The sequence below is a fragment of the Streptomyces sp. NPDC002276 genome (genome assembly GCF_053891435.1).
The window spans coordinates 137,951-154,925 of the sequence record NZ_JBSFCQ010000018.1; the positions used below are offsets into that span (position 1 = coordinate 137,951).

General features: G+C 71.0%; 18 protein-coding genes. 2 read left to right on the forward strand and 16 right to left on the reverse strand.

The annotated features are described in order from the left end of the window. Positions 1-82 precede the first annotated feature (82 nt). A complete protein-coding gene (locus ACWIHT_RS36390; protein ID WP_456172638.1) occupies positions 83-1,246 on the forward strand; it encodes an Lrp/AsnC family transcriptional regulator in 1,164 nt (387 codons plus the stop codon). A 41-nt stretch (positions 1,247-1,287) separates the two neighbouring features. Beyond that, a complete protein-coding gene (locus ACWIHT_RS36395) occupies positions 1,288-2,094 on the forward strand; it encodes an alpha/beta fold hydrolase (protein WP_456172639.1) in 807 nt (268 codons plus the stop codon). On the opposite strand, the gene ACWIHT_RS36400 is transcribed toward ACWIHT_RS36395, so the two are convergent. From ACWIHT_RS36400 to ACWIHT_RS36475, 16 genes are all read right to left on the reverse strand, one after another. Further along, complete coding sequence (locus ACWIHT_RS36400) at positions 2,048-2,836, reverse strand: IclR family transcriptional regulator (RefSeq protein ID WP_456172641.1); 789 nt, start codon at positions 2,834-2,836, stop codon at positions 2,048-2,050. The two genes, ACWIHT_RS36395 and ACWIHT_RS36400, sit on opposite strands and share 47 nt — an antisense overlap. Then, on the reverse strand, positions 2,833-3,624 hold the full coding sequence (locus ACWIHT_RS36405) for an alpha/beta fold hydrolase (protein WP_456172642.1): 792 nt from the start codon (positions 3,622-3,624) through the stop codon (positions 2,833-2,835). Before ACWIHT_RS36405 ends, ACWIHT_RS36400 begins: the two co-directional genes overlap by 4 nt. Next, entirely contained in the window at positions 3,624-4,613 is a 990-nt protein-coding gene (locus ACWIHT_RS36410; RefSeq protein ID WP_456172643.1) for an ABC transporter ATP-binding protein, read from the reverse strand. The genes ACWIHT_RS36405 and ACWIHT_RS36410 overlap by 1 nt, the downstream gene beginning before the upstream one ends. Continuing rightward, entirely contained in the window at positions 4,606-5,643 is a 1,038-nt protein-coding gene (locus ACWIHT_RS36415; RefSeq protein ID WP_456172645.1) for an ABC transporter ATP-binding protein, read from the reverse strand. The genes ACWIHT_RS36410 and ACWIHT_RS36415 overlap by 8 nt, the downstream gene beginning before the upstream one ends. Further along, complete coding sequence (locus ACWIHT_RS36420) at positions 5,640-7,223, reverse strand: ABC transporter substrate-binding protein (RefSeq protein ID WP_456172647.1); 1,584 nt, start codon at positions 7,221-7,223, stop codon at positions 5,640-5,642. The genes ACWIHT_RS36415 and ACWIHT_RS36420 overlap by 4 nt, the downstream gene beginning before the upstream one ends. Before the next feature lie 54 nt (positions 7,224-7,277). After that, positions 7,278-8,156, reverse strand: coding sequence for an ABC transporter permease (locus tag ACWIHT_RS36425; protein WP_456172648.1), 879 nt, complete (start codon positions 8,154-8,156; stop codon positions 7,278-7,280). Next, positions 8,146-9,108: an ABC transporter permease gene (locus ACWIHT_RS36430; RefSeq protein ID WP_456172650.1), complete on the reverse strand. Its 963-nt coding sequence runs from the start codon at positions 9,106-9,108 to the stop codon at positions 8,146-8,148. The genes ACWIHT_RS36425 and ACWIHT_RS36430 overlap by 11 nt, the downstream gene beginning before the upstream one ends. A 10-nt stretch (positions 9,109-9,118) precedes the next feature. Beyond that, the gene (locus ACWIHT_RS36435) at positions 9,119-10,456 is read right to left on the reverse strand and encodes an amidohydrolase family protein (RefSeq protein WP_456172651.1); all 1,338 of its coding nucleotides are present in this window, start codon (positions 10,454-10,456) and stop codon (positions 9,119-9,121) included. Positions 10,457-10,612: 156 nt separating this feature from the next. Continuing rightward, the gene (fdxA, locus tag ACWIHT_RS36440; RefSeq protein ID WP_262058915.1) at positions 10,613-10,933 is read right to left on the reverse strand and encodes a ferredoxin; all 321 of its coding nucleotides are present in this window, start codon (positions 10,931-10,933) and stop codon (positions 10,613-10,615) included. Between the two features lie 2 nt (positions 10,934-10,935). Beyond that, positions 10,936-11,949 (reverse strand): NAD(P)/FAD-dependent oxidoreductase, encoded by a 1,014-nt coding sequence (locus tag ACWIHT_RS36445; protein ID WP_456172652.1) that lies wholly within the window; start codon positions 11,947-11,949, stop codon positions 10,936-10,938. Between the two features lie 66 nt (positions 11,950-12,015). Next, entirely contained in the window at positions 12,016-12,408 is a 393-nt protein-coding gene (locus tag ACWIHT_RS36450; protein WP_456172653.1) for an acyl dehydratase, read from the reverse strand. Beyond that, the gene (locus tag ACWIHT_RS36455) at positions 12,405-12,926 is read right to left on the reverse strand and encodes an FAS1-like dehydratase domain-containing protein (protein ID WP_456172654.1); all 522 of its coding nucleotides are present in this window, start codon (positions 12,924-12,926) and stop codon (positions 12,405-12,407) included. Before ACWIHT_RS36455 ends, ACWIHT_RS36450 begins: the two co-directional genes overlap by 4 nt. Further along, a complete protein-coding gene (locus ACWIHT_RS36460; RefSeq protein ID WP_200716014.1) occupies positions 12,923-13,738 on the reverse strand; it encodes an IclR family transcriptional regulator in 816 nt (271 codons plus the stop codon). Before ACWIHT_RS36460 ends, ACWIHT_RS36455 begins: the two co-directional genes overlap by 4 nt. 43 nt (positions 13,739-13,781) lie before the next feature. Next, a complete protein-coding gene (locus tag ACWIHT_RS36465; protein ID WP_456172655.1) occupies positions 13,782-14,651 on the reverse strand; it encodes an alpha/beta fold hydrolase in 870 nt (289 codons plus the stop codon). Positions 14,652-14,658: 7 nt separating this feature from the next. Beyond that, positions 14,659-15,615, reverse strand: coding sequence for a DODA-type extradiol aromatic ring-opening family dioxygenase (locus tag ACWIHT_RS36470; RefSeq protein WP_456172657.1), 957 nt, complete (start codon positions 15,613-15,615; stop codon positions 14,659-14,661). Next, positions 15,612-16,937, reverse strand: coding sequence for a M20 family metallopeptidase (locus ACWIHT_RS36475; RefSeq protein ID WP_456172658.1), 1,326 nt, complete (start codon positions 16,935-16,937; stop codon positions 15,612-15,614). Before ACWIHT_RS36475 ends, ACWIHT_RS36470 begins: the two co-directional genes overlap by 4 nt. Positions 16,938-16,975 lie beyond the last annotated feature (38 nt).

A 16,975-nucleotide genomic window follows, 5' to 3' on the forward strand; every position in this document is an offset into this window, starting at 1 on the left:
GTGGGACCGAATCACTCCTCGGTATCAGGAACCTCTGGGGTGGGGAACCTCGGTATCAGGAACAGGCGAAAGGGAGTCTGCAATGGACGAGACAACGCCGGGTCACGGTGCAGCTTCCGATCCCGATTTCAGTCGGGCACGCAGGAATGCGCCGTCCCAGGAGGCGCAGGAATTCACTGCCGCCGATCTCGACGAACTGGACCGCGGGGTCGTGCACGCGTTGCAGATCCACCCCCGGGCCCCGTGGACCCTGGTGGGTGACGTCCTCGGCGTGAACCCGGTGACGGTCGCCCGGCGCTGGCAGCGGCTGGAGGAGGCGGGGCTCGCGTGGGTCACCGCCTATCCACGGCTGTCGGACTCCCGCATCGTGGTGACCGGCATCGTCGAGGTCGACACCGAGCCGGGGGTCGCCGAGGAGGTGGCCCGCGCCCTCGCCGCCGAGCACGTCGTGGCCAACGTCAAGATCACCGCGGGCGGCCGGGACATCGTGACCGCCGTACAGACCAGGGACCTCGACGAACTCGCCCACCTCACCACCCGGCTCTTCCAGCAGACCCCGGGCGTACGGGCCACCCGCACCCACGTCTCCACCGGCGTCCCCACCGAGGGCAGCCGCTGGCGGCTGCGCAGCCTGGACGCGGCCCAGTGCGCCCGCATCGAGGCGAGCCACGCCTCGGACATACCGCCCGACACGGGCACCGGCCCCGCCGCGCCCTGGGACTCCCTGGACGCGCACCTCCTCGAACTGCTCAGCTCCGACGGCCGGATGTCGATCCGCGCCCTGGCGACCGCCACCGGAGTCGGCCTCACCACGGTGCGCCGCCGCCTCCAGTCGCTGCTGGCCTCCCGGGTCAGCCTGCGCTGCGACCTGGCCCGGCCGCTGTCCGGCTGGCCGCTGTCGGCGGTGTACTTCGCGTCGGTGCCCGCCCAGTACCTGGAGGAGACCAGCCGGGTCCTGTCGAGTGTCCGCGAGGTCCGCTCCTGCGCGATCACGGCGGGACCGCACAACCTGGTGATCGACGTGTGGCTGCGCGCCCTGGCCGACGTCCACACCTTCGAGGCGCATCTGTCGCGCCGACTGCCACGGCTGGTGATCGACGACCGCTCGGTGGTCCTGCGCACGGTCAAGCACATGGGCCGCCTCCTGGACCGCGACGGCCGCTGCGTCGGCGTCGTGCCCCTGCGCGAACCCCAGGGCACCCACCAACTCCTCGCGGTACCGGACGGCGAGCGCGTCTGGCGATGAGCACCAACGTCCGTATATCTCAAGGCTGTCGAGGACCACAGATGCGCTCCCTGTACCTTCCCGAGGCCGACGGCCACCTGCGCTGGATCGACCTTCCCGGTGAGGGCCCCGCCCGGGTGTACCTCCATGGCCTCGGCTGCGCGGGCTCCGCCGACTTCGCGGGGATCGCCGCCCACCCCGACCTGCGCGGCGGACGCGCGATCGTCGTCGACCTCCTCGGCCACGGCTACAGCGACCGCCCGAAGGACTTCCCGGGCACCCTGGAGGCCCATGCCGGGACGGTCGCCGCCGTCCTCGACCACTGCGGGATCACCGACGCCGTGCTCGTCGGGCACTCGATGGGCGGCGCGATCGCGATCGTCCTCACCGCGACCCGCCCCGACCTCGTCTCCCGCCTCGTCGTCGCCGAGCCCAACCTGCGCGCGGGCGGCGGCCTGTTCAGCGGGGCCATCGCCGCATACGGCGAGGCGGACTTCGTCGGCCACGGATTCCGCACGGTCCTGGCGGGCCTCGAACCCGGCTACGCGGCCCGCATGCGCGTGGCCGACCCCGCGATCGTGCACCGCAGCGCCGTAGGCCTGGTGACCGGGACCACCCCGGGAACGGCGGAACTCCTCTACGGCCTTCCGCAGCCGCGTGTGATGCTGATCGGCGCCCGCAGCCGCCCCTACGTGGACGAGCCCGCCGTCCGGCAGGCGGGCATCCCGGTCGTGGAAGTCCCCGACGCGGGCCACCACATGATGGGGGACAACCCCGAGGGGGTCGTGGCGGCCCTGGTCGCGAGCGGTGCGGGGCCCGTTCCTAGAGGGGAACGTGGAGGGAGTCGTAGCGGGCGAGTCGGGTCGTGATGATGGTCGATGCCTGGGTGAGGGCCGAGAGCAGCCGGGTGATCCTGCTGCCGGCCGTGGGCGCGATGACCGACAGGGCGCCCAGGTAGGTGGCGTCGCGTCCACGTACGGGCACCGCGACGGCCAGGTAGCCGAGGCGCTTCTCCTCGACCTCGATCGCGTAGCCCTGTTCCCGGATACGGCGGATTTCGCCGGGCAGTTGGGCGGGGCCGAGCGTGTGCGGGGTGCGGCGGACCAACGAGTGCAGCACCTCCCCGAGCGGGTACTGCTCGGGGAGCAGCGCGAGGGTGAGCTTGCCCGCGGCGGTGCAGTGCAGCTCCATGCGTCTGCCGTCGGCGGTGGAGCGGGCCTGGTTGCGGTGGGTGCCGAGGTTCTCGACGCACAGCAGCTCGGAGTCGTGCGGGATCGCCAGGGTCACCGCGTTGTCGAGGCTCTGCGCGAGGCTCTCGATGACGGGCCTGGCCGCCGCACGCAGCGTGCGCTGGTGCGGGGAGCGCAGACCCATCGCGTAGAGCCGTACGCCGAGGCGGTAGTTGCAGCCGTCCCGTTCCAGGAAGTCGGTGGCGACGAGTTCCTGGCAGAGCCGGTGGACCGTGGCCTTGGCGATGCCGGTACGGTCCCGCAGCTCGGCGAGACCCAGCGAGAAGTCGTCGTCGCCGAAGGCCGACAGGATGAGACTCACCTTGCCGAGCACCGAGTTGGGCCGCTCGTCGCCCTCCCGGACCGTGCCGGCGGTGGTCATCCCGCCGCCACCCAGTCGAGGATGTGCCGGGAGAACTCCTCCGGCAACTGCTCCGGCACGGGGACGTGCCCGCCGGGGATGACCAGCGTCTCGCAGCCGGCGTCCGCGAATTTCTCCAGGCCCGGCATCGAGAAGTGGTCCTCGGAGGCGCAGACGGCGAGGGTGCGGGCGGTGACGAGGGGCAGCCGCTGGTCCATCATCGAGCCCCGGACCGCCACATGCCCTTCCTCCACCCGGTCCAGCACGGTCAGCGCGTCGACCATGAACCGGTTGAGGGCGGCCTCCTCGCCGTCCTTGTAGAACGGGCGCCGCAGGTTCCACAGTTCGAGCAGATGCGAGCCGTCGGGGCGGGGGACGACATGGTCGACGGGCTTGCGCGAGTGCACCGTGCGCCGCTTCTCGTCGTCGATGAAGGGGGTGCCGGACAGGAACAGGCTCCCGACCCGTTTCCCGTGGCGCGCGGCGACCTCCACCGCGATCACCCCGCCGGTGTGGTGGCCCACCAAGTGGAAGCGTTCCAGGCCGAGTTCATCGACCAGGTCGTCCACCGCGTCCGCCCAGCGCTCGATCGAGTGGGGTTCGTCGGGTTTCGCGGAGGCGCCGAAGCCCAGGGTGTCCATGGCGATGGCCCGGTGCACGGCACCGACGCGGGGGAGCACGTCCAGGTACTCGGTCCAGGATCGGGGCGTCTGATGGAGCATCAGTACGGGCTCGCCCGTGCCGCACTCGACATAGTGCAACTGACCGAAGCGGCTGGGTGCGTAGCCGCGACGCAGTGTGTCCGACATCAGTGACTCCCTGGTTTGTGACATGCCGTCAGATGGCCCGGTGTCTGTTCGGTGAGCGCGGGGCGTTCGCTGCGGCAGTGGTCGTCGGCCAGCCAGCAGCGGGAGGAGAAGGGGCAGCCCGTCGGGATGTCCGAGGGGGAGGGCAGTTCGCCCTTGAGGACGATCTGTTCGCCCGGCGCGTTGTCGTCGCCCGGTTCCAGGACGGACGAGAGCAGCGCCATGGAGTACGGGTGCTGCGGATCCCCGAACAGCTCCTTCGCCGGGGCGAGTTCGACGATCGACCCGAGGTACATCACCGCGACCCGCTCGCTGAGGTGGCGGACCACACCGAGGTTGTGCGAGATGAACAAGTAGGCGATGCGGTCGCGCTGTTGGATCTCCTGGAGCAGATTGAGGATCTGCGCCTGGATGGAGACGTCCAGCGCCGACGTCGGCTCGTCGAGGACGATCACGGACGGCTGCGGGGCCAACGCCCGGGCCAGCGCGAGGCGTTGGCGCTGACCGCCGGAGAACTCGTGCGGATAGCGGGCGGCGGCCGACGCGTCGAGGCCGACCTCCTCCAGGACCTCCGCCAGGCGGGTACGCCGGTCGGCGCGCGCCACGCCCCGGGCGCGCAGCGGTTCCTCGATGCTGGCGCCCACCGGCAGCCTGGGGTTCAGCGAGCCGTTGGGATCCTGGAACACCATCTGCACCGCACGCCGGAACGCCTTCAGGTCGGCGCTCTTCGGCTTGTGGGTCATGTCCTTGCCCTCGAAGCGCACCGCGCCCCGCGTGGGCCGGTACAGCCTGGTGGCGATCCGGCCCAGCGTGCTCTTGCCGCACCCGGACTCGCCGACCAGGCCGACCGTCTCGCCGGGACTCAGGGCGAGGGTGATGTCGTCGACCGCCCGGACACCGGAACGGCCCGGGCGACCCCCGAACTCGTGCCCGATGCCGGAGAGTTCGAGCAACGGCTCGCTCCCGGCCGGGTCGGGCCGCGTCTCAGTCATCGTTTCCTCCGGCTGCGGTCGGGGCGTCGTCCAGGTCACGCCAGCAGCGCGACACCCACCCGTCGCCGACGGGCCGCAAGGGCTGGGGCTCGGTACAGGCGTCGGCGGCCAGCGGGCAGCGCGGCGCGAAGCGGCAGCCGGGCAACCGGCGGGCGTCGTCGGTGAGTTGGCCGCGGATTGCGGTCAGCGGGGTGCCGTCGCCCTCCCGCATCCGGGGCACCGCCGCGAGCAGCGCCCGGGTGTAGGGATGCCGGGGCGCGTTCAGCACCTGGTCGACGGTGCCGGACTCCACCGCCTGACCGGCGTACATCACCTGCACCCGGCTGCACATCGCGGTGATGACACCGAGGTCGTGCGAGATGAGCAACATGCCCATGCCGTGCTCCTGTTGGAGCGAGCGCAGCAGGCGCAGGATCTCCGCCTGCACGGTGACGTCCAGGGCGGTCGTCGGTTCGTCGGCCAGCAGGAGGCGCGGGTTGCCCGCCATCGCGATGGCGATGACCACACGCTGCCGCATCCCGCCGGACAGCTCGTGCGGGAACTGTCGGGCCCTGCGCTCCGGGGAGGGGATCTCCACCAGCCGCAGCAGGTCCACCGCCCGCTCCTCCGCCTCCTTCCGGCCTGCCTTGCCGTGGATCCGCAGTACCTCGGCGACCTGCCTGCCGACCCGCATGCACGGGTTCAGCGAGGTCATCGGCTCCTGGAAGACCATCGCCACCCGGTCGCCGCGCAGGCTCTCCAACTCGGCGTCGCCGCTGCCCAGAAGATCCGTACCGCAGGCCACGAGCCGGTCGGCCCGGACGTCGGCGCCCGGGCCCAGCAGCCCCATGGCGGCGAGCGCGACACTGGACTTGCCGCAGCCGCTCTCGCCGATCAGGCCCACCACCTCGCCCTGTTCGACCCGGAGATCCACACCGGAGACGACGTCCGAGCCGCCGAACCCGATGCGCAGTCCCGAGACATCCAGGACCGGGTCGGTGCCGTCCTTTCCGGCACCGGCCCGAGCGGGAGTCAGGGTGTCCGCCTTCACGACGTCAGCCAGGCGTTCTTGAGGTTGAGCCGGGTCGCCGTGGCGTCGGGCTGGTAGCCGTGCAGCCGGTTGCTCCAGGCCTCGCCGCGCACCGCCTTGGCGTAGGGCACCAGCAGATAGGCCTCGTCGGCGATGTACTGGGCGAGCTGATGGTAGAGCGTGACCCGCTTGGCGTTGTCCTGCTCGCTCTTCGCGGCGGCCATCAGGTCCCACAGGTGCTGGTCCTTGACCTTGGTCGCCGGGCCGCCCTTGGCGAACCACAGGTCGAGGTACTGGCTCGGGTCGGCGTTCAGGACGCTGGTCAGCATGATCATGTCGGTGTAGTCGCCGGACAGCACCTTCGGCACGACACTCGCGAACGGCACGAGCTTGAGGTTGAGGGTGATGCCGACCTTGGACAGCTGCGCCTTCATCAGCTCCAGGGCGGAGATGTCGGGGCCGTAGGCGGAATCGCTCGGGGCGGTCAGTTCGATGCTGACACTGCTCTTGCCCGCGGCCTTGAGCAGATCCTTGGCCTTCGCCTGGTCGTGCTGGTACATCGGGTCGGAGGTCGTGGGCGTGGTGCCGTACGGGTCCTGCGGCGGGATGACGTAGCCGAGGCTCGCGGAGCCGCTGCCCAGCGTCTTGATGAGGGTCTCGCGGTCGATGGCGAGGTTGAACGCCTGGCGCACCCGCTTGTCGGCGAGAGGGCCGCTGAGGGTGTTCATGTTGAGCCAGACACTGGAGACGAGGGGCCCGTTCGCCTCGGTGACACCGCTGGTGCTCTTGACGTCGCTCACCATGCGCAGATCGCGGAAGGACAGCAGCTGCACCGAGTTGGAGCGCAGCGAGGCCACCCGGGAGGTCTCGTCGGGGATGAGCCGGTAGATCACCGTGTCGAGATACGGCTTCGGCTTGTCCCAGTAGCCCTTGTAGCCGGAGAGCGTGATGGAGATGCCCTTCGACCACTTCTTCAGCGAGAAGGGCCCGGTGCCGTTCTCCGACTGCTTGAGCTGGTTCGCGCTCTGGGCCGTCGTCCACTTCTTGCTCATGATGGCCCCGCTCCACGGCCGGGCCAGGAAGTTGTACAGCGACGGCTGCGGCGCGCTGAGCTTGACCTCGACGGTACTGGCGTCCACGGCGGTGACCGTCTTGATCCGGTACTGCTGGGTGTACGGCGACTTGATCGCCGGGTCCATCAGCCGCTCCAGGCTGAAGATCACGTCGTCGGTGGTGAGCTTGGTGCCGTCGTGGAAGGTCACCCCGTCGCGGAGCGTGAAACGGTGGGTGGTCGCGTCCACCTGTTGGTAGCTCTTGGCGAGACCGGGCTTGATCTGCCCCTTGCTGTCCAGGCTCAGCAGACCCTCGTAGAACTGCGCGACGATCTGCTGGTCGAAGAACGCCTGGGCCACCTGCGGGTCGAAGCCGACCGTGGGCTCCCCGTCGAGCCCGATGGTGAGGGTCCCTCCCTCGACCGGTTTCCCGGAGGTGCTGCCGGCCGTGGTGGCCGTACCGCCGCAGGCCGCCAGGAACAGGCCGGCGAATGTGCTGCCGCCCAGTGCCAGCGCGCCTCTGCGCGTGAAGGTGTGGTTCGTCATCATGACCGCCTGTTTCTCAAGAACGTGAGGGTGAGGTGACGTGGTGCGGGGGCCCGTTCAGGGCGTACGGCGCTTGCCGCGCGGGTTGAGCTGTTCCTGGAGGCCGTCGGAGATCAGACCGAAGGCCGCGGTGGCGATGGCCAGGGTGACGCCGGGGACGATCACCAGCAGCGGCGCGTCCTTCATGTAGCGCTGGCCTTCGAAGATCATCCGGCCCCAACTGGGCGTCGGCGGCTGGATGCCGAGGCCCAGATAGCTCAGGGACGCCTCGACGAGGACGCAGGTCGCCGCCGTGTTCGCGTACTGGACGAGCGCGGAGGAGAGCACGTTCGGCAGCACATGCCGGACGATGATCACCGGGGTCGGCACCCCGGCGATCCGGGCCGCCGAGACGAAGTCCCGCTCGCGCACGGTGAGGGCCGGGGCCCGCACGATCCGCGCGAAGTACGGGACGAAGATCAGGCCCATGCCCGCGATGAGGACCCACATGCCCGGGGTGAAGACCGACACCAGCACAAGTGCCAGCAGGACGGAGGGAATGGACATCGCGGTGTCCATCGCCGCCATCAGGACCGCGTCCAGCCGGCGGGCGTTGTATCCGGCGACGAGCCCGATGGGGATGCCGATCAGCGCGGCGAGCGTGGTCGCGCCGAAGGCCACCAGCAGGGACTGCCGGGCCGCGCCGAACGTGCGGGTGAACAGGTCACGGCCGAGGTTGTCGGTGCCCAGCCAGTGGCTGCCCGAGGGGCCGGTGAGCAGCGAGTCGCTGACGTCGGTCGCCGCGTAGCGGCCCAGGACGCCGATGGCCAGGGACAGCAGCACCATCCCGCCGAGGACGCAGACACCCGTGGTCAGCGTCGCGTTCCAGCCGAGGCGCGGCCTGCGCCGGCGCGCCGCGGGGACGGTGACGGCGGGCGCGGTGGATTCAACCGTCACGGCGTGCTCCTGTCGTCCGGATTCGGGGGTCGATGAGGGGATAGACCAGGTCGGTCACCAGGTTGATCAGCACATAGGAGGCGCCGAGGGCGAGGATCGCGCCCTGGATCACCGTGAAGTCGTGCTGGGTGATGGAGTTGACGATCAGCGAACCGAGGCCGGGGAGCGCGAAGACCTGCTCGATGATCACGGTGCCGCCGACCAGCACCCCGAGCTGGAGCCCGCCCGCGGTGACCACCGGCACCAGCGCGTTGCGCAGCGCGTGCCGCAGCATCAGCCGCCGTCGCCCCGCGCCCTTCGCCGCCGCCGTCCGCATGAAGTCCTGGCCCTCGACGTCGAGGATCGCGGCCCGCATGTAGCGGCAGAGGGTCGCGCCGAACGGGATGCCCAGGGCGACCGCGGGGAGCAGCAGCACCTGGAGGTTGAGCAGCGGATCCTGCGAGAACGGCACGAAGGAGAACAGCGGCCAGGCCGGTGCCAGCGTGCTGAACAGCAGGACCATGACCGTGCCGACCACGAACGGCGGGACGGCGAGCCCGAGGAACGCGGCGCTGTTGACCACCCGGTCCCTCGCGCGCCCCTGGTACATGGCCGACCAGATGCCCGCCGGAATACCCCACAGGACCGCGATCACCGCCGCGTAGACGGCGAGTTCCAGGCTCACCGGGAGCCGGGCGGCGACCTGGGCGCCGACGCTCTGCCCGTCCAGCAGCGACGAACCGAGGTCGCCACGGACGGCGTGCCCGATCCAGCTCAGGTACTGCGACCACACCGGCTGGTCGAGCCCCAGCTGGTGGGTGATCTGGGCGCGCAGCTGGGGAGTCGAGTTCTCGCCGGCGATCAGGGCCGCCGGGTCACCGGGGACCAGGTGCGCCAGGGCGAACACGATGGCGCTGAGGCAGAGGACCACCGCGAGCGAGCGGACCAGACGGATCGAGAGGTAGCGCAGCACTGGATCTCTCCTAGATCGCGACGGCGGGTGCCGACGCCCGGGCTGTCGTCGGGCGGTCCGGATCGGACGTGCGGTGTCGCGAGGCCAGCGCGCCGGGCACGGCCCCGGCCGCGTTCGGGTCGAACACCCGGCCCTCGCGGAACACCGCGCGCAGCCGCCGCCGGTCGGCGAGCACACTCAGGTCGGCGAGCGGGTCGCCGTCCACCAGCAGCAGGTCCGCCCATCTGCCGGGCGCGACCGTCCCCGTCCTGGCACCGATCCCGAGGGCCTCGGCCGCGGCGGAGGTCGCCGCGACCAGGACCTCGGCCGGAGTCATGCCGATCTGCTCGTGCAGCAGCTCCAGTTCGCGGGCGTGGTTCCCGAAACGCATCGTGTTGGAGGAGTCGCTGCCCGCGATGATCCGCACTCCGGCCCGGTGGGCCCGGCGCACCGACGCCAGCCGGCGCTCGCGCAGCAGCTCCGCCTTGTCCAACTGCTCGGCGACCAGGCCGCGTTCGGACCCGTGCTCCGTCATGAACTCGCTGATCGACAGGGTCGGGCACAGGAACGTGCCCTGCCCCAGCATCAGCTCCACGAGGTCCTCGTCGAGGTCGGAGCCGTGCTCCAGGGTGTCCACCCCGGCGACCAGCGCCGCCGTGATCCCGGCCCGCGTGTGCGCGTGGGCCGCCACCCGCAGGTCCAGGGCGTGCGCCTCGTCGACGATCGCGTCGATCTCGGCGTCCGTGTAGTTGCGCCACCCGGTCTTGTCGCCGACGGAGAGCGTGCCCCCGCTGGTGCAGATCTTGATCAGGTCCACGCCCATCCGGGCGTACTGCCGGACCCGCTTGCGGCACTCGTCCGCCCCGTCGGCCGGCGGCCACATCCGCTTCTCGTCGAGCGTGGCAGGGCAGAACATGTCGCCGTGCCCCGCCGTCATGCCCACGAGCCCCGAGGCGACGACCCGCGCCCCGTCGAGGACGTGCTCGTCCATCACGTGCTTGACGGCCACCTCGGGCAGCGAGCCCGCGGTGTCCCGGACCGTGGTGAAACCCGACCGCAGCGCCTCACGGGCGTTGGCCGCGGCATGCAGGGTCTGTTCCTCCGTCGAGGTCAGCATGTTCCACAACTGCACGTCCTGCGGCCGGGTGCCCGCGTTGGACCGCAGATGCACATGGCAGTCGATGAGTCCGGGCAGCAGGGTCATCCCCCGCAGGTCGTACACCGTGTCCGCCGGGTGCGTCGCCACCGTTTCCGCGGCACCCACCTCGGTGATCACGGCACCGTCGATCACCACGGCCATGTCGGTCCGTGCGGCACCTCCTGTGCCGTCGACCAACGTCATTCCCGCCAGGACTGTTCGCTCCGTCATGGGACCGTGTTCACTCCCCTCCGTGGGACTGGTAAGGAGGAGTGTGGGTCGGCTGTGGTGTAGCCGTGTTGCGGTGCAGCATTCGCTTGGAATTCACGCGGGACGCGCAGGAATGCGCCACCCCTGGAAGCGCAGATTTGCGCCACCCGCATCGGCTCACAGACCGCTCACGAACGCCGTGTCGGCGCCCACCGGACCCAGCGCGGTCGCCCCGCCGGGAGTGCCCAGCGGGGCCGTACGGCCGGACAGGGGCTCCTCGAAGAAGCGGCGGTTGTCGGCGCGGTGCTCCGGGTCGGCGAGCCGGTCGACGGTGATCGCCTGCTCGGGGCAGGCCGTCTCGCAGGCGCCGCAGTCGATGCACTCGACGGGGTTGATGTAGAGCTTGCGCTCGCCCTCGTAGATGCAGTCGACCGGGCACTCCTCCATGCAGGACCGGTCCATGATGTCGACGCAGGCCGATCCGATGACGTAGGCCATGACTAGCTCTCCTTCTCGGTGGAATGCCCGGGGAACAGCGCTGCCTCCGGGTCGATGACGGTGGCCGCGTTGTTCACGGCGGTGGCGGCCTCGCCGAAGCCCACCGAGATCAGCCGGACCTTGCCCGGGTAGTCGGTGATGTCGCCGGCGGCGAACACGCGGGGGAGGTTGGTGGCCATGCGGGTGTCCACGACGATCCGCCGGGCCTGGAGCTCCAGCCCCCAGGTCTGGAGCGGTCCGAGGTCGGCGAGGAAACCGAGGGCGGCGACGACGGTCCGGGCGGGCAGCACCCGGGTCGTCTTCTCGACCCGGTGCCGCACCTCGACCCGCTCAACGCCCAACTCCCCGTGCAGCGCGCTCACTTCGGAGTCGGTGATGATCTCGATGCCGAGCGCGCGCACCTTCTCCACGCTCGCCGCGTGCGCCCGGAAACGGGCGTTGCGGTGGACGAGGGTGACGGACCGGGCGATCGGGGCGAGCAGCGCCGCCCAGTCGAAGGCGCTGTCCCCGCCGCCGACCACGACCACGTCATGGTCGGCGTGGTCGGCCGGGCTGGGCACGAAGTACACCTGCCCGCGCCCGAGATACCCCTCGCCGGCCGGCAGCGGCCTGGGCGTGAACGTCCCGACCCCGCCCGTGATCACCACCGCCCCCGCCCGTACGACGGTTCCCCGGTCGGTACGGACGAGCGGGTGACCGTCACGGTCGTGGGCCAGGTCCTCGGCCCGCTCCCCCAGGAGGTAGCGGACGTCGTACGGCGCGGCCTGCGCGACCAGGCTGTCGACCAGGTCGCGACCGCGCACGGAGGGGAACCCGGCGATGTCGAAGATGGGCTTCTCCGGGTACATGGCGCTGATCTGGCCGCCGCACTGGGGCAGGACGTCCAGGACCGTGACGCGCAGTCCGCGGAAGCCCGCGTAGTAGGCGCCGTAGAGGCCGGAAGGGCCGGCGCCGATGATCAGGATGTCGGTCTCGATCACCGGTGTCTCGACCGGCTCGGCAAGGTGAACGCTCATGGTTCAGGAGCGTAGGAACGGACCGCTCCGCGCCCAACGGAACCGGTCCGGCTGCCGGGACGGCCCTCAGACGAGGGCGAGTTGGACGCTTCCGGTCACGCAGGGCGTGCCGTCGGCCTTGACGACGGCCACGTCCAGGGACACCCGGGCGCCCTCCACCGCGCGCACGGTCGCGGTCCAGGTGAGGGGCTCACCGGCCACGGCGGTCGTACGGTTGCGCCAACTCACCGTCTCCAGACGGGAGTTCGGCCCGGCCCACGCCAGCGCGTACCGGGTGAGGGTCTCGCCGTGCAGGGTGGACTGGACGACCACGTCCTCGAAGCCCTCCGAGGCGGCGAAGGCGGAGTCGTAGTGGATGCGGTGGGAGTTCCAGGACACGGCGCTGAAGCGGAAGAGCTGGACCGTGCTGTGCGTGTACCGCTGCGGCGGGCAACTGGCCCCGGCCACCGGCGTGTTCATACGGCTCCTGCGGGATCGAGGGCCTCCTGGACGACGATCGTCTCGTCCACAGTGGTCAGTTCGGTGCCGTCCGCCGTCGTGAAGCGGGTGGTCAGGCCCAGCAGGACGAACGGGCCTGAGCGGCCCTCTTTGCGCTCGACGGAGGTGACCGCGCGGGACGCGGTGACCCGGCTGCCCGCGACCGGGGCCCGCAGCAGCCGGACGCTCTGCCCGCCGTGCACCTGGCGGACCGGCAGGCCCTGGGTGCACGGCGACTCGCGGGCGGCGAGCCCGTCGGGCCGCAACTCCCTTTCCGGCGGCCCGTCCTCCCAGCTCATGGTGGCCGCGAGGAACAGGGCCGGAGCCTCGACCGGAGCGCCCGCCGCGTCCTGCTCGCGGGCCCGGCGGACGTAGTCGGCGTCGTTGAGCGCGGCGGCGTACCGGCAGAAGTCCTTGACGGTCACCGTGCCGCAGTCCTCGTCCTCCCAGCGGCCGACCAGACTCCGGGCCCGGGCCAGCACCTCGTCCAGGGCGCTCACAGGGCCGACCGCAGCGCCCGGCCGATGCCGAGCCCCGCGGTGCGCAGCGCGCTCGCGTGCGCGGCGGCGTCCACCCGGTAGGTCGGCGCGGTGATCGACAGGGCGCCGGCGAGCGTGTTCTGCCGCCCGAAGACCGGCACCGCCATGCTCATGTAGCCGAGCCTGACCTCCTCGGCCTCGGTCGCGAGGCGCTCCTCCCGGATCCGCTCCACCTGGGCGCGCAGCCGTCCCGGAGAGGTGATGGTGTGCCGGGTGAACGGTTTCAGCCCGTTCCTGACCACCTCGCCGAACAGGGCGGCGGGGGAGAAGGCCAGGATCGCCTTCCCCGTGGCCGTGCAGTAGAGCGGCAGCCGCCCCGCCACCCGGGACTCCTCGCTCAGGCCCCGGTGCGGCAGGATCTTCTCCAGATAGACGACGTCGAGGCCGTCGTGGATCGCGAAGTGGATGGTCTCCTGGGTGGCCAGCAGCAGATCCTCCATGTACGGCTGGGCCACCTCGCGCAGGATCCGCTGCCGGTGCACCCGCTGCCCGATCTCGAAGAGCCTGAGCCCGAGCCGGTAGTCGCACCCCGCCCGCTCCAGCAGCCCCCACACCACCAGCTCCTGGCAGAGCCGGTGCACGGTGGCCTTCGCGACACCCGTACGGCGCACGAGATCCGCCAGGGAGAGCGACTCGTCGTCGACGGTGAACGCCTCCAGGATGGGGCGCACCTTGCCGAGGACCGAGTTCATCGAGTCCGGCCCGAGGGCCGGTCCGGTCGCGGGAGGCGGGGGAGCGGGGGCCACGGCGCGGGCGATCGGGACGACGGTCATGGCGGACACCTCACGATCAGGGGTTACGGCTGGAATCTCACGATCAGTGACTGGACGACGACTCGGCGAGGAACGCGAGACTCAGCGGGTTGTACAGCGAAGCCTTCTCATGTTGCGGCCAATGTCCGCATTCCGTGAAGACCTCCAACCGTGACCCGGGGATCGCGTCGGCGATCGCCTCGGCCTCCGGAACGTCCCCGAGCGGGTTCTTGTTGCCCCACACCACCAGCGTCGGGGCCTTGATCCGCGCCATACGGTCGGGGCGCAGCAGATTCCGCTCCCGGGCCTCGACCTCCTGGAGGGCGAGCAGGTTGTGCAGGTTCCGCTGGAAGTCGGGGTGGTGGTAGATCTCGTAGCGCACCTGGGTCAGCTCCTCGCCCAGGTCCTCGTCCCACTCCGCCCACAGCAGGGCCAGCCGGTCGCGGGTGTAGGAGATGTCCGGCTCCATGGCCGCGGCGCGGGTGGAGGTCTTCAGGCGCTCCATCACCGCCGGGTTGATCTTCGTGCCGCCCATGCACAGGAGCTGGAGGGAGGCGACCCGGTCCGGGTACTCGCTCGCGGCCCACGATCCGACCCAGCCGCCCAGCGACTCGCCGACCAGGTGCGCGCGCTCGGCACCGACCGCGTCGAGATAGGCCATGAGGTGGTCGACGTACGCGGGGATCTCGCCCGGGCGGTCCGGCTTGCCGGTGTAGCCGTGGCCGAGCATGTCGATGGCGTGGCAGCGGTAGCCGGCCTGGGCGTGCGCCGGGATGTTGCGGACGAAGGCCTCCAGGTGACCGGTCGTGCCGTGCAGGAACACGACGTGCTCGCCGTCCTCGGGGCCTGCCTGGAGGGCGCGGGTGGTGACATCGCCGGTCTCGACGTACGCGTGCCGGTAGTCGATGCCCGAGAGTTCGGTCCAGATGCTCATGACTGCCTTACTGCCTTTCGGTGGGGGCCTGTTGGGGGTCGAGGACGGCTACGCCCATCCCGGTGAGCCACTCGGGCATCGGTTCGTACGCCAGCCGGCGGCCGGGCACGTGGTCGAGCACGGCCGACATCAGCAGCCAGGTACGCAGCTCCTGCGCCCCGTTGCCGGCGACCTTCTCCAACTCCTCGGTGCTGTATGCGGTGATGCGGCTGATCTCGCCCCGCTCGACGAGGGACAGGAACTCGTCGTCGAACTCCGGGTTGAGCGCGGCCTCGGCGGCGCGGATGATCTCGCGGCGCCGGACGTCGTAGTCCTGCCAGTTCTCCCGGCCGTTGAGCCAGGCGCCGACCATGAACTCCTCGTCGTCGCCGTGCGGTTCGCGCCAGTCCGGCCAGGGCAGCCGGTGCGAGAGCCCGCCCGAGCCGACCACCGCGACCCGCCGGTCGCCGGGGAAGGAGAGGACGGCCGCCCGGATCGCGCGGCCCAGTTCCTCGCAGCGGGTGAGGGTGGGCAGGGGCGGGGCGAAGACGTTCACGACGATCGGCACGATCTCCACGTCCAGGCCCTCGAAGAGGTACTGGACGGCGTGCGACTGGCCGTGGTCGATCTGGAGTCTGGCCGAGAACGCCGGATCGAAACCGCCGCTCTCCACAAGGGAGTTGGCCAGGTGCCGGGCGAGCGGGACGTCGACCGGCTGCGGGCCCTTGGGGGTGCCGGACTCGCCGCTCGCAATGCACTCGCCGACGCCGATCGTGAAGCTCGGGATCAGGTCCAGCCAGAAACCCCGGAAGTGATTGGAACCCACCAGGATCACCGTGTCGGGACGAGCCGCGAGCAGCGCCTCCCGGGCCTCGGACAGCGCGTCGCGGAACCGCTCCGCCCGGTCCTTGTGGAAGGTCTCCTCCCAGTGGGTGTTCATCAGCGTGCTGTGCGAGGCGCCCACGCCCAGGACGATCTCCGTCATGCCGCTCTTCCTTCCACCTCGGCGCGGGACCGGGTCACCGTGTCGACCGCCGTACGGATCAGATGGCGCGTCAGCTTCTCCATGGCCCGCACGGAGACCGTGTTCATGCCCCGCGCGAAGTCGATGTCGAAGAGGGAGTCCGTGACCTTCGGCATGCCGACCCGTACGGTCGGGATGCCGCGCCCGCGCAGGATGTTGGCGTCGGTGGCCCCGCTGTTGCCCCGGATCACCTCGTGCTCGCGCCCCTCGAAGGCGGCCCAACTCGCCGTCGCGCTGCGGCAGATCCAGCTCTCGGGGTCGGTTCGGGTACCGGGGATCGCCAGGACCATGTCGGCACTGACGTCCGCCGGCACCTTGTCCAGGGCGGCCATGAACTCCCGCTTGGCCTGCATCGGCGTCGTGTCCGGGCCGATCCGCAGGTCCACCATGAGGGTGCAGGAGGCCGGTGTCACCGCCGCCATCCGGGGCCAACCCCCTTGGATCGAGGAGACGATGCCCTGCGGTGCGACCGTGCCGGAGGTGTGCCGTTCGGAGTACTCGACGAACCACTCCTCCAGATGCCGGGTCACCTCTCCGGCGCGCGCGACGGGGTTGTCGTAGGGGAGGCGGTGGCGGGAGCCGACGTAGGTGTGCGTGCCGTGGACCGTCACCTCGAACCAGACGAGGCCGACCTCGTCCCAGGACACCGTCCAGCCGGGCTTGGCGATGACCGCGTAGTCGGTCCACACGCCCTGCTCCAGGAGGAACGAACAGCCCGCGCCCTGGCCGGTGTTGAGGCGGCTTGAGCCGGGGCGGGCGTTGGTGGGCATGCCGCCGGCGCCGAAGGCCGCGACCAGGTCGCCGGTGAGCGGGACACCGGCCAGCGCGATCGCCTCGGCGGCCATCATCACGCAGGCCGCGTGGCCCTTCGGGTTGGAGGCGCCGAGGCCGACGACCAGATCGTCGTGGACGGTGGCGCGCGGACGCATGTCGTCCCGCAACTCCGGCCCGATCCACGGGAGATCCTCGCTCTCCTCGCCCACCGTCAGGGTGTCGATCGGCGCGTAGAGCATCAGGTCGGGGCCGGTGCCGTCGCCGGAGAGCCGGGCCCAGGCGTTGGCCTGCCGGTCGTCCAGCCGCTGAACGCGGGCCGGACAGCCCGCCGTTGTGAGGGTGTCGGCGATGTGCGCGGCGAGCGGGCCCTCGTCGCCGGTCGGGGACGGGACGTCGACGAGCCCGGTGATCAGGTCGCGCAGCCGGTCGGCGGTGACATGCCGCCAGGCGTCGGCGGTCCAGGCCGCCCGCCTGTCGTCCAGACCGGCCAACTCGCCCGCGGCGCTCACTGGTTGATCCTGTGTACCTGAGTCATCGTCGTACGCTC

Coding starts and splice junctions, on each gene's coding strand:
- ACWIHT_RS36390 (WP_456172638.1), top strand. CDS start 83: ATGGACGAGACAACGCCGGGTCACGGTGCAGCTTCCGATCCCGATTTC.
- ACWIHT_RS36395 (WP_456172639.1), top strand. CDS start 1,288: ATGCGCTCCCTGTACCTTCCCGAGGCCGACGGCCACCTGCGCTGGATC.
- ACWIHT_RS36400 (WP_456172641.1), bottom strand. CDS start 2,836: ATGACCACCGCCGGCACGGTCCGGGAGGGCGACGAGCGGCCCAACTCG.
- ACWIHT_RS36405 (WP_456172642.1), bottom strand. CDS start 3,624: ATGTCGGACACACTGCGTCGCGGCTACGCACCCAGCCGCTTCGGTCAG.
- ACWIHT_RS36410 (WP_456172643.1), bottom strand. CDS start 4,613: ATGACTGAGACGCGGCCCGACCCGGCCGGGAGCGAGCCGTTGCTCGAA.
- ACWIHT_RS36420 (WP_456172647.1), bottom strand. CDS start 7,223: ATGATGACGAACCACACCTTCACGCGCAGAGGCGCGCTGGCACTGGGC.
- ACWIHT_RS36435 (WP_456172651.1), bottom strand. CDS start 10,456: ATGACGGAGCGAACAGTCCTGGCGGGAATGACGTTGGTCGACGGCACA.
- fdxA (WP_262058915.1), bottom strand. CDS start 10,933: ATGGCCTACGTCATCGGATCGGCCTGCGTCGACATCATGGACCGGTCC.
- ACWIHT_RS36445 (WP_456172652.1), bottom strand. CDS start 11,949: ATGAGCGTTCACCTTGCCGAGCCGGTCGAGACACCGGTGATCGAGACC.
- ACWIHT_RS36450 (WP_456172653.1), bottom strand. CDS start 12,408: ATGAACACGCCGGTGGCCGGGGCCAGTTGCCCGCCGCAGCGGTACACG.
- ACWIHT_RS36460 (WP_200716014.1), bottom strand. CDS start 13,738: ATGACCGTCGTCCCGATCGCCCGCGCCGTGGCCCCCGCTCCCCCGCCT.
- ACWIHT_RS36465 (WP_456172655.1), bottom strand. CDS start 14,651: ATGAGCATCTGGACCGAACTCTCGGGCATCGACTACCGGCACGCGTAC.
- ACWIHT_RS36470 (WP_456172657.1), bottom strand. CDS start 15,615: ATGACGGAGATCGTCCTGGGCGTGGGCGCCTCGCACAGCACGCTGATG.